General features: G+C 42.4%; 16 protein-coding genes. 13 read left to right on the top strand and 3 right to left on the bottom strand.

The genetic code is table 11. From position 1 onward, the window contains the following. Positions 1-9 precede the first annotated feature (9 nt). Genes GKC25_RS11300 through GKC25_RS11285 form a run of 4 tightly spaced genes read left to right on the top strand, consistent with a single transcriptional unit; the run spans position 10 to position 2,241 of the window. Positions 10-579: a nicotinate-nucleotide adenylyltransferase gene (locus GKC25_RS11300; protein ID WP_034661376.1), complete on the top strand. Its 570-nt coding sequence runs from the start codon at positions 10-12 to the stop codon at positions 577-579. Beyond that, positions 569-1,132: a bis(5'-nucleosyl)-tetraphosphatase (symmetrical) YqeK gene (yqeK, locus tag GKC25_RS11295; RefSeq protein WP_342689794.1), complete on the top strand. Its 564-nt coding sequence runs from the start codon at positions 569-571 to the stop codon at positions 1,130-1,132. The genes GKC25_RS11300 and yqeK overlap by 11 nt, the downstream gene beginning before the upstream one ends. 12 nt (positions 1,133-1,144) lie before the next feature. Further along, positions 1,145-1,501, top strand: coding sequence for a ribosome silencing factor (rsfS, locus tag GKC25_RS11290; RefSeq protein WP_003217467.1), 357 nt, complete (start codon positions 1,145-1,147; stop codon positions 1,499-1,501). Next, positions 1,498-2,241, top strand: a complete 744-nt coding sequence (locus tag GKC25_RS11285) for a class I SAM-dependent DNA methyltransferase (protein ID WP_034661374.1) — start codon at positions 1,498-1,500, stop codon at positions 2,239-2,241. Before rsfS ends, GKC25_RS11285 begins: the two co-directional genes overlap by 4 nt. A gap of 48 nt (positions 2,242-2,289) precedes the next feature. Here GKC25_RS11285 and comER read toward each other — a convergent pair whose 3' ends face one another. Further along, the gene (comER, locus tag GKC25_RS11280; protein ID WP_034661373.1) at positions 2,290-3,138 is read right to left on the bottom strand and encodes a late competence protein ComER; all 849 of its coding nucleotides are present in this window, start codon (positions 3,136-3,138) and stop codon (positions 2,290-2,292) included. Positions 3,139-3,228: 90 nt separating this feature from the next. On the opposite strand from comER, the gene GKC25_RS11275 reads away from it, so the two are divergent. The 3 genes from GKC25_RS11275 (at position 3,229) to GKC25_RS11265 (ending at position 6,813) form a co-directional block, all read left to right on the top strand. Then, positions 3,229-3,858, top strand: coding sequence for a helix-hairpin-helix domain-containing protein (locus tag GKC25_RS11275; RefSeq protein WP_034661372.1), 630 nt, complete (start codon positions 3,229-3,231; stop codon positions 3,856-3,858). Between the two features lie 65 nt (positions 3,859-3,923). After that, positions 3,924-4,493, top strand: coding sequence for a ComE operon protein 2 (locus GKC25_RS11270; RefSeq protein WP_034661371.1), 570 nt, complete (start codon positions 3,924-3,926; stop codon positions 4,491-4,493). Next, the gene (locus tag GKC25_RS11265) at positions 4,486-6,813 is read left to right on the top strand and encodes a DNA internalization-related competence protein ComEC/Rec2 (RefSeq protein ID WP_187704576.1); all 2,328 of its coding nucleotides are present in this window, start codon (positions 4,486-4,488) and stop codon (positions 6,811-6,813) included. Before GKC25_RS11270 ends, GKC25_RS11265 begins: the two co-directional genes overlap by 8 nt. Before the next feature lie 39 nt (positions 6,814-6,852). On the opposite strand, the gene GKC25_RS11260 is transcribed toward GKC25_RS11265, so the two are convergent. Further along, positions 6,853-6,987, bottom strand: coding sequence for a YqzM family protein (locus tag GKC25_RS11260; RefSeq protein ID WP_012010638.1), 135 nt, complete (start codon positions 6,985-6,987; stop codon positions 6,853-6,855). A 237-nt stretch (positions 6,988-7,224) separates the two neighbouring features. On the opposite strand from GKC25_RS11260, the gene holA reads away from it, so the two are divergent. Next, positions 7,225-8,244, top strand: a complete 1,020-nt coding sequence (holA, locus tag GKC25_RS11255; RefSeq protein WP_275718141.1) for a DNA polymerase III subunit delta — start codon at positions 7,225-7,227, stop codon at positions 8,242-8,244. Positions 8,245-8,378: 134 nt separating this feature from the next. On the opposite strand, the gene rpsT is transcribed toward holA, so the two are convergent. Next, positions 8,379-8,645, bottom strand: coding sequence for a 30S ribosomal protein S20 (gene rpsT / locus GKC25_RS11250; protein WP_008342485.1), 267 nt, complete (start codon positions 8,643-8,645; stop codon positions 8,379-8,381). Positions 8,646-8,843: 198 nt separating this feature from the next. Here rpsT and gpr point away from each other — a divergent pair, with 198 nt between their 5' ends. The 5 genes from gpr (at position 8,844) to hemW (ending at position 14,805) form a co-directional block, all read left to right on the top strand. Beyond that, complete coding sequence (gpr, locus tag GKC25_RS11245; RefSeq protein ID WP_106037998.1) at positions 8,844-9,959, top strand: GPR endopeptidase; 1,116 nt, start codon at positions 8,844-8,846, stop codon at positions 9,957-9,959. A 66-nt stretch (positions 9,960-10,025) separates the two neighbouring features. After that, the gene (locus tag GKC25_RS11240; protein WP_034661367.1) at positions 10,026-11,234 is read left to right on the top strand and encodes a stage II sporulation protein P; all 1,209 of its coding nucleotides are present in this window, start codon (positions 10,026-10,028) and stop codon (positions 11,232-11,234) included. Between the two features lie 14 nt (positions 11,235-11,248). After that, positions 11,249-11,581, top strand: a complete 333-nt coding sequence (locus GKC25_RS11235) for a YqxA family protein (protein WP_034661365.1) — start codon at positions 11,249-11,251, stop codon at positions 11,579-11,581. Between the two features lie 131 nt (positions 11,582-11,712). After that, positions 11,713-13,551 (top strand): translation elongation factor 4, encoded by a 1,839-nt coding sequence (lepA, locus tag GKC25_RS11230; RefSeq protein ID WP_024423038.1) that lies wholly within the window; start codon positions 11,713-11,715, stop codon positions 13,549-13,551. A 114-nt stretch (positions 13,552-13,665) separates the two neighbouring features. Next, positions 13,666-14,805 carry a radical SAM family heme chaperone HemW gene (gene hemW / locus GKC25_RS11225; RefSeq protein ID WP_187703970.1) on the top strand — a complete coding sequence of 380 codons (1,140 nt, stop codon included), beginning with the start codon at positions 13,666-13,668 and terminating at the stop codon, positions 14,803-14,805. Positions 14,806-14,874 lie beyond the last annotated feature (69 nt).

Raw genomic sequence — 14,874 nt, 5'->3', positions numbered from 1 at the left:
GGATGTGATATGAAAAAAATAGGGTTGTTCGGCGGTACGTTTGATCCTCCTCATAATGGTCATTTGCTGATGGCGAATGAAGTGCGTTTTCAAGTGGGGCTTGATGAAATGTGGTTTATCCCAAATCACAAGCCCCCTCATAAAACAGACCGGAAACGAGCAGATAGTCGTCACCGGGTGAAAATGGTGGAAGCGGCGATCCAGTCAAATCCATATTTTCGGCTGGAGCTCATTGAAATGGAGCGAGAGGGTCCATCTTATACAGTGGATACGGTGGAGCTTTTAAAGAAGCGTCATCCTGAAGATGAGTTCTTTTTTATGATTGGAGCGGACATGGTCGAGTATTTGCCAAAATGGCATCGGATTGATGATTTGCTTCAGATGATCACCTTTATTGGGATGAAAAGACCGGGTTATGCCGGAAGTACGGCATATCCTCTTTTATTTGCAGATGTTCCAGCTTTTGATGTATCATCGACATTGATTAGGCAGCGAATAAAGCAGGAAAAACCTGTCGATTATTTGATACCGAAAGCTGTTGAGCGTTATATAAAGGAGCATCATTTATATGAATCGTGAAGAAGCATTGAACTGTGTCAAAGAGCAGTTAACAGAGCATAGATATACACATACACTCGGGGTCATGAGTGCAGCCATTTCATTAGCGGAACGGTTCGGTGCAGATGTGAAAAAAGCAGAGATCGCCGCTATTTTTCATGATTATGCGAAATTTAGACCAAAGGAAGAAATGAAGGGAATTATCCAGAAGGAACAGATGAACCCTCTATTGCTTGAATATTCGCCTGAGCTTTGGCATGCCCCAGTTGGTGCTTATCTGGTTAAAAAGGAAGCAGGCATTGACGATCAAGACATTTTAACTGCCATTGAATTTCATACATCAGGCAGGCCAAACATGACATTACTTGAAAAGGTCATTTATGTCGCTGATTATATCGAACCAGGACGTCATTTCCCTGGTGTTGAAGAAGTAAGAGAGTTAGCAGAGCATTATTTGGATAGCGCGTTGGTTCAGTCACTAAAAAACACCATCAGCTTCTTATTGAAAAAGAATCAGCCAGTCTTTCCAGATACATTGGCTACTTACAACTCGCTTGTGCATAAGAACAATTAAGGAGGAATTTGGATGGATTCATCATCAATTTTAAACGTCGCGGCAGGAGCATGCGATGATAAACGGGCTGAGGATATTATTGCCCTTAATATGCAAGGAATCTCACTTGTTGCCGATTATTTTCTCATTTGTCACGGGAACTCTGATAAGCAAGTGCAGGCCATTGCAAGAGAAGTAAAACATCTTGCAGAGGAAAGTGGAATCGAAGTGAAGAAGATGGAAGGCTTTGATGAAGCAAGATGGGTATTGATTGATCTTGGTGATGTCATTGCTCATGTGTTCCACAAAGAAGAAAGAGGATACTACAACCTAGAGAAGCTATGGGGAGATGCGCCGAGAGAAACGCTTTCACTTGGCATTAACTCATGATTTATCAAGGGTTTGCAGGTGTGTATGACGAGCTCATGACACATGCACCTTATGATGAATGGGTTCAGTGGATCCAGCAGAATATCAAACCGAATGCTGCCATTATTGATGTTGGCTGTGGGACTGGAGAAATTTCTCTTCGGTTAGCTGAAAAGGGCCACACAGTCACAGGAATTGACCTCAGTGAAGAAATGCTGGTCTTCGCGCAGCAAAAAGCACAGGCGAAAAAGCAGTCCATTCAATTTTTACATCAAGATATGAGAGAGCTTACGGGTTTTGAGCAAGTCTTTCAAGCAGCGGTTATTTGCTGTGATTCCTTGAATTACTTAAAAAACGAAAATGACGTCAAAAAAACCTTTAAAAACATGTTTCAGCTTTTAGAGGCAGATGGGGTTTTACTCTTTGATGTTCATACACCTTATAAAATGGAAGAGGTATTCCCAGGTTCGACTTATGCCGATCAAGATGAAGAGATCAGCTATATTTGGCAGAGTGATAAAGGGGATGACATGTATTCGGTCATTCACGATTTAAGCTTTTTTGTAAAGGACGGAGACGTGTATCAGCGTTATGATGAGACACATGAACAGCGTACATTTCCATTTGAGACATATGCGGCGTTCCTTGAGTCCGCTGGCTTTGAACAGATAGAAGTGACCGCTGATTTTACAAATGAAGTCCCTGGGGAATTCGCCGAAAGATATTTCATTTCAGCTAAGAAACCAAAAACCATCGTTTAATGGAACGATGGTTTTTTAAAACCCTTTTTTCGCTTGTTGCAGAGATGATTAATTTCTGCGATCATCAGTAAACACACTTGGCGGGTATTGATGCGCAACCGCTTCAAGGTCTTCATCGAATTTTTCATGGGTGTTTTGAAAGAGGCGGTGAAACATATCTTGAACACCTGCTTCAAGTGCTTTAATCCCTTCACCAGTGACGCCGCCTTTAACACACACTTTGTCTTGCAGTGTCGGAAGGGTATAGACTCTTTTTTCAATCAAACGGCCAAGTCCTACAAGCATATCTTCTGATAAGGTGGTGGCTTCTTCTTTAGAAATATCTGTTTCTTCGACAGCTGCTTCAATCATTTTCTGAACGAGAAAGCTGATAAAGGCAGGACCGCAGCTGACGATATCTGACGCCGCTCTTGTAATCGAATGATGAATCTCAATGGGTGTTGAAATGCAGGAAGCTAACTGTCTTAACGCTGTTTTCGTCGCGACACTGCATGACGATCCAAATGTTAAAAGTGACGCTCCTGATAAAGCACGGTTCGTAATGCTTGGAATCAGCCTGGCTGTTTGACAAGGAACGATATCCTGAAGCTGTTCAGGGTGAACCGGACTTGTAATGATGACAATGGTTTGCTGTTCTGTTAAAAGAGGGCTCAGCTCTTTTAAAAGTGGATAAATATCAAGCGGCTTGACACAAACAAAGATGAAATCCTTATTCATGACAGCTCCTGTAAGCTGTTTCGTTACTTCAAGCTCTGGGTGGTTCTTTTTTATATTGAACGCTTTTTCTATGGTCCGGTTTGTGATGGTGATGGATGAGGGATTGACTGCCTTTGATTCAATAAATGCCTCAGTAAGTATGGTACCCATGTTTCCTGTACCGATTATCCCGATATTCAAACGTTCTCCCTCCTTAGGCGCATAGGATCTGTTATCTTCTAAACAGTATGTTGAGCAATAGAAAAATATGATTGAAAGAAGCGTGAGCACGTGAAGCGACTCATTCCATTGAAAAAATACAGTCTTTATATCGGAGCTGGGCTCATGGTCGTGATCATCATCACTTTCTTCCTTTTCGCAGGAAATAGGGAGAGCAGCAGAGAGCCAAGTGTATTGAAGGAAGATAAAGACATACAAGTCACATTAGAAGACAAACAAGAAAAGACCGATAATGAATCACCTCCCATTTTTGTAGAGGTCAAAGGAGCTGTGAAAAAGCCAGGGGTTTATACGTTTCAATTTGATGCACGGGTAGAAGAAGCGATTCGGAGAGCAGGGGGCTTTACTAGTAAAGCAGACACGATTGAAATCAATCAAGCAGCAAAATTAGAGGACAGTATGATGATTTATGTCCGGAAGCAGGGAGAAGCGGAGAGGCAGACGCAAATAGCAGCTGCTGACGCTCCATCGGGTAAAGAAAAGAGTCAAGGTGTCAATGTCAATCAGGCTGATGCGGCGGAATTGCAAACCATTAACGGAATAGGGCCAGCTAAAGCAGAAGCCATCATTACGTACAGAGAGGAACACGGGGAATTTCAACAAATTGAAGATTTGCGGAACATTTCAGGTTTTGGGGAGAAGACCATTGAACGGCTGAAAAGTGAATTGACCGTGAAGTAGAATTGACGGTATAGAAGGAAGGCATGTACACTTAATACCAACCATCATTCTGGAGGGATCAGCTCGTGGAAAGAATTTCATGGAATCAATATTTTATGGCACAAAGCCATTTGCTTGCTTTACGAAGCACCTGTGAGCGGTTAGCTGTTGGGGCGACCATCGTCAGAGACAAGCGTATCATTGCAGGGGGATATAATGGCTCAATTGCTGGTGATGTCCATTGTGCAGATGTGGGATGCTATGTCATTGATCATCACTGCGTTCGCACCATCCATGCGGAAATGAACGCTATTTTACAATGTGCCAAATTTGGTGCACCTACAGCGGATGCTGAAATATATGTCACGCATTTTCCTTGTTTGCAGTGCTGTAAAGCCATTATTCAAGCAGGTATTCGAACCGTGTACTATGCAAAGGATTATAAAAATCACCCATATGCCGTTGATTTATTTGAGCAGGCAGGTGTTCAAACGGAACAAGTTGAACTGGATGAAATGATCATCGACTTAAAAAATCAAGAAAAATTGGCCTTTGTTGCAGATTTAATTGGCAAGCTAAGTGAATCAGGACTTAGTGAAACAGAAATTCGCGTTATGCATGAGAAGGCGAATCAATTATTTACTTCCTATGTTTAATTATTTGCCGTTTGGGGCAATTTCAGCAGCTGTTGGAATTGCTCTGGCTGCATATCATCTTCATATGTATTTCCTTCTCTTTCTTCTCATCATATTACTTCTCAGCCTACTGAAAAAAATTCCCAAGCTCTTTCTCATGATCAGCCTATGTGGAGCTGTTTATACTCTTATTTTTATGGTTCATGAGTTTTTTGAAACGGATCAACCTGTACAAGAAAAATTTCTTTCCGGCTCCGTTGTGATTGAAAGTATTCCGAAGACAGATGGCAATCGTTTTTCAGCAACTGTGTCAACAGAACATGAACGGCTAGCCGCTTTCTATACCATTAAAACAGAGCGTGAAAAAGAGGCGCTAAAAGATGTAGAGCCAGGTATGAGCTGTCATATGACAGGTGATGTTCGGCCGCCTAAACACGCAACCATTCCTAACGGGTTTCAATATGATCAATTTCTAAAATCAAAAGGCATTAGCGCCATTTTCTTACCGCAGTCAATCAAAGGCTGTACAAAAAAAGACAGACCTTCCTATTATCTTCAAGCGATGAGGCAAAATGGCTTAAAATTCTTAGAAGATCATGTGCCGAAAAACTCTGTAGGCATTGTACAGGCCCTTATTTTTGGTGATCGTGAGTTGATTGATCCTGACACATTAAGAGACTATCAAATGCTCGGCATTATTCATCTGTTAGCGATCTCAGGACTGCATGTGCAAACGCTTCTTGCCTGTTTATTTTGGTGTCTGCTTCGTGCCGGTGTGACAAGAGAGACAGCACGTATTCTTTTATTATGCTTTCTTCCTGTTTATGCTTGTTTGACAGGTGCTGCACCATCGGTTTTAAGAGCTTGTCTCATGGCAGGAATCTATTTAGTGATGACGAGCCTGCCGAAAGAAATGAAACAGCCTTCTGCTGTCGTATTAAGCGCAACGTTTTTACTCTTATTAGCGTTTCATCCTCTATTTCTATTTGATATCGGATTTCAGCTTTCATTCGTGGTAACGTTCTTTATTTTGTTATCGACCAGAATCTTATCACAAGCGAAAAGTGCAGTGATGCAGTTATTCCTTATATCCTTTGTTGCGCAGCTTGCCTCGCTTCCTGTTCTTTTATATCATTTTCAGCAATTTTCTTTGCTGAGCATCCCATTGAATATGATGTTTGTCCCTTTTTATACGACGGTTGTCCTGCCTCTGTCCTTACTCTTTTTTCTTTTGTCCATCATTTATCTCCCTCTTGGACAAGCATTGTTCCAGCTGCTTGATTCGGTCATCCAGCTAAGTCATCAGTTGTCAGCACATATGGCAGTTTTTGATGGGTTTAACTTGATTTTTATGAAATCTACTTGGTGGCATATTCTTCTGGAAGTGAGTGCCATTGTTTTTCTGCTGTTTGTGATGGAGTGCAAAGCTTCTGTGAAATCCTATTCTGTGCCAATTCTTTTTTCCATTGGTGTTTTGAGTGTACACTTTTTTACTCCGAACTTTCTCCAAAAAGGGGAGGTCACGATGCTGGATGTAGGGCAGGGGGATAGTTTGTTTATTCAACTGCCCTATCGAAAGGGGCATCTGCTTGTGGATACAGGGGGCAGACTTTCTTTTGAAGAGGAACCGTGGAAAAAAAGACGTAAAGTATCTACGATCGGTGATCAAACGCTGATCCCGTTTCTGCATTCTAAAGGTATAGCAAAACTTGATGTGCTGATTCTCACGCATGCGGATCAAGATCACATGGGAGAAGCGGTTCGTTTAATCAACCGAAATAAAGTAAAGCGGCTGGCCATACCAAAAGGCTTTGCCCGAAGTCCAGAGGACGCAAAGCTGCTAAAAGAAGCAGCTAAAAAAGGGATATTTATTGATGAATTAGAAAGAGGAGATCAGCTCCGAGTTGGAGAGCACATATTTGAGGTTCTGCACCCTTCGCAAGACCGGGTGACAAGTAAGAACAATGATTCACTCGTTCTGGCTTTTACTCTTGGTGGGAAACGTTTTCTGTTCACTGGAGACCTTGAACAAGAAGGGGAACGAGACATCATAGAAGCCTATCCCCACCTGCGAGCGGATGTCTTAAAGGTTGGGCATCATGGCAGTAAAGGGTCAACAAGTGAGGAGTGGCTTCGACATCTGGAGCCGTCCTATGCACTCATTTCGGCTGGTGAACGCAATCGTTATCAGCATCCTCATCAGGAAGTTTTGAAAAAACTAAAGGATCATCAAATGGAGGTGTACCGCACAGATCGAGACGGAAGTGTGACCTATGAATTTCTTGAGAAGAAAGGAACGTTTTACACGCAACCTCCATATGATATCTTACAAAATCAATAAAAAAACTGCCAAAACGGCAGTCATTTAGCAATCATGAAGTTAAGATCCAACGAGGTGTATAATTGTTGCCAAAATAAACATTGAGGCGAAAAATCCGAATGTGACGATAAAACCAACGGCTGAGTCGGTCACATCATTCCGCTTGCTTTGAACATTTTTTTCAAATTCATTCATTTTCATCCCTCCTGGCTAATTTTAGTATACTTGAACTCATTTGGAATTGCTAGAAGGTAAAGTAACCGTTTTCCATTTTCATGATCATTTTATGAATATCGTCTGACAGCGAGCTGACCCGGGAGCTTGCACCAGACGTTTACTATAAATGAGGAGGCGGCACTTTCAGCTTCCTCTTTACTAATGTCTTCACACACTTTAGGATAGAGGAGGAAGTGAAAGAGAGGGATTCAATTTATGGTCTTTGAAGTTTGGAACAATTTAAAAAGAGGGGATATCCATCCCGTTTATTGCTTATATGGAAAAGAAACGTATTTACTGCAAGAAACAGCAGCTAAATTAAGACAAGCTGTAGTAGACGAGGAGACGAAGGATTTTAATTACTCCGTCTTTGATATGGAAGAGGTGCCGCTTGAACAGGCTGTGACGGATGCAGAAACCTTTCCGTTTATGGGAGAAAGGCGTCTCGTTGTGATCAAGAATCCTTATTTTCTTACAGCGGAAAAGAAAAAGGAGAAGATTGAGCATGAGCTTTCTGTGTTAGAAGCTTATTTAGAAAAGCCGGCGCCTTATACCATTCTCGTGTTATTAGCACCATATGAAAAGCTGGATGAACGGAAGAAAATCACCAAATTGCTAAAAAAGAAAGCGGCTATGGTTGAGGCAAAAGAGTTAAACCCAAAAGAAACAACGGATTTCACCATTACACTGGTGAAAACAGAAGGAAAGGCGATGACATCTGAAGCGGCTGAGCAGCTTGTGATGCTATGCGGTGGGAGTCTATCCACATTGTTTCAAGAGGTCAGGAAGCTGAGTACATATATTGGAGAACGAGAAGAAATTGAATTAGCGGATGTCAATGAGCTCGTTGCAAGAAGCTTAGAGCAGAATATTTTCGAATTAATTAACCAAATTGTCAACAGACGCCGCTCTGAGGCCATGCAGATGTTTTATGATTTGCTGAAACAAAATGAGGAACCCATTAAAATATTAGCACTCATATCAACTCAATTTCGATTGATTTTGCAGACGAAGTATTTCGCTCAGCAAGGATATGGGCAAAAACAAATTGCTTCAAATCTAAAAGTCCACCCATTCCGCGTCAAACTTGCTATGGATCAGGCAAGGCTGTTTTCAGAAGAAGAGCTCAAGCAGATTGTCAAAGAGCTATCAACGATCGATTATGAAATGAAAACCGGTAAAAAGGACAAGCAGCTATTGTTAGAATTGTTCCTGCTTCGACTATTGGGCGCTTGAACATAAAAAAACGACCTTCTAAAAAGAGGGTCGTTTTTGTTTAGATGTATAATTGCCAGTCTGTCCTAATGGCTGAGCCGGTCAGGACGGACGTACAGTTAAACAGTTGCCTCATCACTGAGGCGTTGCAAGCATTATGCAGAAAGTCCGTTTACTTGTTTAGCAAGTCTTGACTTGTAACGCGCAGCTGCGTTTTTGTGTACAAGACCAGTTTTAACGGCTTTGTCAATGCGTTTTGCAGCAGAAGAAAGAGCAGCTTTTGCTTGCTCAGCATCGTTGTTAGCTACAGAAACTTCAACTTGTTTAATCGCAGTACGCATCGCAGACTTGATTGTTGCGTTATGTGCACGGCGTTCGTTATTCGTTTTTGTACGTTTGATCGCTGATTTAATATTTGGCATGTGTTTCACCTCCTAAGATACAACCTAAACACAATTGTCTTAAGGTTAAATCTTCACAATAGAACAAGTTGTATTCTATCAAACACACCTTTAGAATGCAATATAAATGTAAAGTATTTTTCATTGATGAAGCGCTCGAATGTTTCTTTAAAGAGATGGAAAGACTACTGTTAATTACTTGGTGGAAGGAGTCTTTTTATGGAGAAACAGAAACTTGATTTAAGTGCTTATCAAATCCGGACAGACTTGGCTGTTGAAACAAAAGAGATACTAGAACAAGAGAACGATCCGAATGTCGTCAAAAAGGACGGAATTCAAGGGATTGTCGAAAAGGAAAAAGAGGAGCATGGCATCCGTATACGCACAGTGGAGATCACGAAAGAAGGGGAGGAGCTGACCAGCAAAAAGACAGGAACATACTTGACGCTTGAGGCGCAGGGCATTCGGGAGAAAGATTCTGAGATGCAGGAAAAAGTCGTCGAAGTATTTGCGCGTCATTTTGCTCAGTTTTTAAAAGACCGAGGCATTCAGGCTGATGCGAGCTGTCTTGTAGTAGGACTAGGAAACTGGAATGTCACGCCAGATGCGCTAGGCCCGCTCACGGTTGAAAGCCTGCTTGTGACCCGGCATCTCTTTGAATTGCAGCCGGAAAATGTACAGGAAGGGTATCGCCCAGTGTCCTCTTTATCACCGGGAGTGATGGGACTGACCGGTATTGAAACAAGCGACATTATACAAGGTGTAATCGAGCGGTCCAAACCTGATTTTGTCATTGCAATCGATGCTCTTGCTGCTCGTGCAGTGGAACGGGTGAATACCACGATTCAAATCTCTGATACAGGCATCCATCCCGGTTCAGGTGTAGGGAATAAGCGGAAAGAATTAAGCAAAGAAACGTTGGGGATTCCAGTGATTGCGATTGGCGTTCCAACAGTGGTAGATGCAGTAACCATTGCAAGTGACACAATTGATTATGTCTTAAAGCATTTTGGTAGAGAACTGAAAGATGACCGGCCGTCCCGCTCTCTTGTGCCGGCTGGTTTGACTTTTGGGAAGAAAAAAGTGCTAAATGAAGAAGACTTACCAGATGAGGAAACGCGTCAATCATTTTTAGGTATCGTAGGGACTCTTCCGGAAGAAGAGAAACGGCAGCTGATCCATGAAGTACTTGCGCCGCTAGGGCAAAATTTAATGGTCACGCCTAAGGAAGTGGATACATTCATTGATGATATGGCAAACGTACTCGCCAATGGATTAAATACAGCACTCCATCAAAAAATCTCTCAAGATAACATGGGTTCTTATAATCATTAATCGGTTCTACTTTCTCTAGCTCGCTCATAGTGTAATTACTAGAAAGCGTGCTGGAGGGAGTAAATCATGAAAAAAAGACCCCGCCGTCCTCGACAGTTGGTCGTTGCGATTAATGGAACAAAAGTAGTGAAAAGCATTTTCTTATTTATAGCCTCGCTTGTTGTGGTGTTTGTGATGTCAGGGGCGTTGACATCTTTAAAGCCAGAGCTGAGGCCGCAAGCCTCGCTATATGGTGTAGCAGATGAGCTTTCCGGAGCGTTCTTCGCTACATTAATGGGTATGGAAAATCAATATTTCGCCTCAGCAGTCCCGAAAGATCAAAAAGGGTTTCATTTCTCTGGACTGTCACTCAAGCTTGCGACTAGTATCAATTTAGAAGACCCGCGTAGTTTTCTAGGGAGAGAACTCCCAGGTTTTGAACATTTTGATACAAAAATCATCTTAGCGGGTGAAGGAACAGACTATACCAACATGCCAATGGAATCGCCGCCGCCAAGTGAAGTCATCCAAGATGAAAAAGAAGCAAATTTGGCAGAGCTGGACAAGCTCGACAAAGATGTGCCGAAAAAGCCTGCGAAAGAGCCGGACCGGTCGACAGGAAAACGAAAAGCCGTGTACATTTACCACACGCATAATACGGAATCATATTTACCATTTTTAAAAGGAGAAACGAATCCAAACAATGCACGGCACTCAAAAGTGAATGTCACCCTTGTCGGCGACATGTTCGGAAAGGCGCTTGATCAGCAAGGAATCGGGAATACGGTCGACAAAACGGAAGTTGAAAAAAGGCTCCTGCAAAAAGGATTAAAGTATCCTCAATCTTATAATGAATCAAGATTGGTCGTAAAAGAAGCCTTAGCGAAAAATGATGACCTCGAATACTTAATTGATATCCACCGTGACTCAAGAAGAAAGAAAGACACCACTGTCGAGATCAAAGGAAAAAAATATGCGAGAATTGCGTTTGTTGTAGGGAAGAAGAATCAAAGCTATGAGAAAAATCTCAAGCTTGCGACGGAGTTCCACCATTTGATGGAGAAAAAATATAAAGGTCTCAGTGTCGGTGTGTTTGCCAAAGGAGAAATTGGCGATAATGGAATTTATAATCAAGATTTATCCGACAAAGCCCTACTTTTAGAATTTGGCGGAGTGGATAATAATATGGAAGAGTTGAAAAATGCATCCAATGCAGCAGCTGATGTCTTCAGCGACATTTTCTGGGACGCGGAAAAGGTGAACGGCAAAGCAAAGGATGAGAAAAAACGCTCTTAAGGTGGTGACGGTGCATGGGATCATTTATTGGAAAAACCATTATTTTAGGACTAGTCTTGCTATTTGGCGTCTTTTTAGGAATGCAGCAGGCGAATAATGGCATGCTGCAAATGAAGGGTTACCATGACCCACAATTAAAAGGCGCGTTCTCCATCCAAATGAACGACGATGAAGAACGAGAAGCCTCTATCTTAGGAACGGCTGTTACAGAAAAGGATCTTGCCGAAAAACAAAAGCAGCTTGAGGAAATAGAGAGCTTTAATGCCTTCTCCAAGGCAGGAAAAGCGCTGTCTGATGGCATGACACATGCAGCCCGTTCTCTTTATGATTGGATGAATGGGAAATAAACAAATCAATACCATATGACTAAAGCCGCTGACCGATGAGCGGCTTTTCTTGATTTCGATTGAATCTTTACAGCCCTATTGATATAATCTAAGCTAGCGCAACCCGCGTTTTATAGTAGGAGTGATAGATTGTGACAGATAAAGAAAAACGATTAGAACGGCAATCAAGAATTCGAAATTTCTCCATTATCGCCCATATTGACCATGGGAAATCCACATTGGCGGACCGTATTTTGGAAAAAACAGCGGCGATTACTCAGCGAGAAATGAAAGAACAATTACTTGATTCCATGGACTTAGAGCGTGAACGCGGCATAACGATTAAATTAAACTCTGTCCAGCTGAAATATAAGGCGAAGGATGGAGAAGAATATATTATGCACCTGATTGATACACCAGGGCATGTCGACTTCACCTATGAGGTATCTCGAAGCCTTGCTGCCTGTGAAGGTGCGATTCTTGTAGTAGATGCAGCACAAGGAATTGAAGCACAGACACTTGCGAACGTTTATTTAGCTCTTGATAACAACTTAGAGATTCTTCCGATTATCAATAAAATCGATCTGCCAAGTGCAGAGCCTGAGCGTGTAAGAGAAGAAATTGAAGATGTCATCGGGTTGGATGCGTCTGAAGCTGTTCTCACCTCTGCTAAGGCGGGTATTGGGATCGAAGATATTTTAGAACAAATCGTCGAAAAGGTGCCGGCACCTGCTGGAGACCCAGAAGCACCGCTTCAAGCTCTTATTTTTGATTCTCTCTACGATGCGTATCGCGGCGTTATTGCGTACATACGAATTGTTGAAGGAACCGTCAGACCAGGTCAGAAAATCAAAATGATGGCGACGGGCAAAGAATTTGAAGTGCTTGAAGTCGGCGTATTCACACCAAAAGCCATGCCGACAGATGAACTCACTGTTGGAGATGTTGGCTACTTAACAGCAGCGATTAAAAATGTCGGTGATACACGTGTGGGGGATACGATCACAAGTGCGGAGAACCCAGCGAAAGAAGCGCTGCCAGGATACAGAAAGCTGAACCCAATGGTGTACTGCGGACTTTATCCGATTGACACAGCGAAATATAATGACTTACGTGAAGCCCTAGAAAAGCTTGAATTAAATGATTCTTCCCTTCAATATGAGGCAGAGACATCCCAAGCACTTGGCTTCGGTTTCCGCTGCGGCTTTCTTGGAATGCTTCATATGGAAATCATCCAAGAACGGATTGAACGTGAATTCAAAATCGATCTTATTACGACAGCACCAAGTGTTATTTACGATGTGTATATGACAGACGGAGAAAAAATCGTCGTAGATAACCCGTCCAATCTGCCTGATCCGCAAAAGATTGAGCGAATTGAAGAACCATACGTAAAAGCAACAATGATGGTGCCGAATGACTATGTAGGCTCTGTCATGGAGCTTTGCCAAGGAAAGCGCGGCAATTTCATTGATATGCAATACCTTGATGCAAACCGAGTGAGCATTGTGTACGAAATTCCTTTGGCGGAGATCGTGTACGAATTCTTTGATCAGCTCAAGTCCAACACAAAAGGCTATGCGTCCTTTGACTATGAGCTGATTGGCTATCGCCCATCTACTCTAGTGAAAATGGATATCATGCTGAATGGCGAAAAAATCGATGCCCTTTCCTTTATTGTTCACCGTGATTACGCATATGAACGAGGCAAGATCATCGTAGAAAAGCTGAAAGAACTCATTCCACGCCAGCATTTTGAAGTACCAGTTCAAGCAGCGATTGGACAAAAAATCGTGGCTCGTTCTACCATTAAAGCGATGCGTAAAAACGTACTTGCTAAATGTTATGGTGGAGACATTTCCCGGAAAAGGAAGCTTCTTGAGAAGCAAAAAGAAGGGAAAAAGCGCATGAAGCAAGTGGGCTCTGTTGAAGTCCCGCAAGAAGCATTTATGGCTGTGCTGAAGATGGACGACAGCACACCAAAAAAATAACACCCTCAAGGCAACCTGCTTTACAATGTCAGCCTTGGCGTTTATAGTCGAAAACAAACAAAGGTGCCGCAGCGATAAACTGCGGCTCTTTACCTGTAAAGAAGGTGTCATCAAATGAAAGCAGCATACATTCATATTCCATTTTGTGAGCACATTTGCCACTATTGTGATTTCAATAAATTTTTCATTAAAACGCAGCCAGTCGATGAATACTTAGCGGCTCTTGAAAAAGAGATGCAGCACACGATCGAGCAAAAGGGCGAGCAAGAACTAAAGACGATCTTTATTGGCGGGGGAACGCCGACATCACTGACCGTCAGCCAGCTAGACCAGCTCATGAACAGCATTCACCGAGTGTTAAAACCGGCAAAACATCTGGTTGAATTTGCAGTGGAAGCAAACCCAGATGAATTATCACTCGAGAAGCTGCATGTGTTAAAAGCAGCCGGCGTCAATCGGCTAAGCTTTGGGGTGCAAACCTTTGAAGACGATTTACTCAAAAAAATCGGACGAGTTCATCAAAAGAAAGATGTCCTCACGTCTTTCCAGCGAGCAAGAGCCGTTGGATTTGACAACATTAGCCTCGACCTCATGTTTGGATTGCCGCATCAAGAAAAGCATCATGTGATGAATTCACTTGAGACAGCTTTCTCATTAGGGGCAGAGCATTATTCTGTCTACTCACTGATAGTGGAGCCGAAAACAGTTTTTTACAACTTAATGCAAAAAGGCAAACTGCATTTACCGCCGCAAGAACGTGAGGCTGAAATGTATGAGCTTGTGATGGATGAAATGGAGCGACATGGATTAAAGCAATACGAAATTAGCAATTACGCAAAACCTGGCTTTGAAAGCCAGCATAACCTGACCTATTGGAGCAATGAAGACTACTTCGGTTTCGGTGCAGGAGCACACGGGTATGTAGATGGCATCCGAAATGTGAACGCAGGGCCTGTGAAGCATTACTTGGAACTGATTGAGCAAACTGGGTTCCCGTATAAGGAAACTCATCAGGTCACAAAAGCAGAGCAGATAGAAGAAGAAATGTTCTTAGGCCTTCGAAAGATCGAAGGGGTGAAAAGTGCCGACTTCCAAGCCAAATATGGTGCTGCACCAGAAGCTCTTTTTTCCACTGTTCTTGAAGAATTAGAAGAAAAAGGTCTCATTGTAAAAGATGACATCGGCATTCGTTTAACAAGAAAAGGGAAATTGTTAGGAAATGAAGTATTTCAAGCGTTTCTCGGTGAGTTATAATTGACATTTTAATTTGAGTTTGGTAATTTTGTTTATACAATTAGCACTCGTTGAAAGAGAGTGCTAACA

The sequence above is a fragment of the Bacillus pumilus genome (assembly GCF_038738535.1).
Taxonomy (GTDB): domain Bacteria; phylum Bacillota; class Bacilli; order Bacillales; family Bacillaceae; genus Bacillus.
This window is presented reverse-complemented; position numbering and strand designations above follow the sequence as displayed.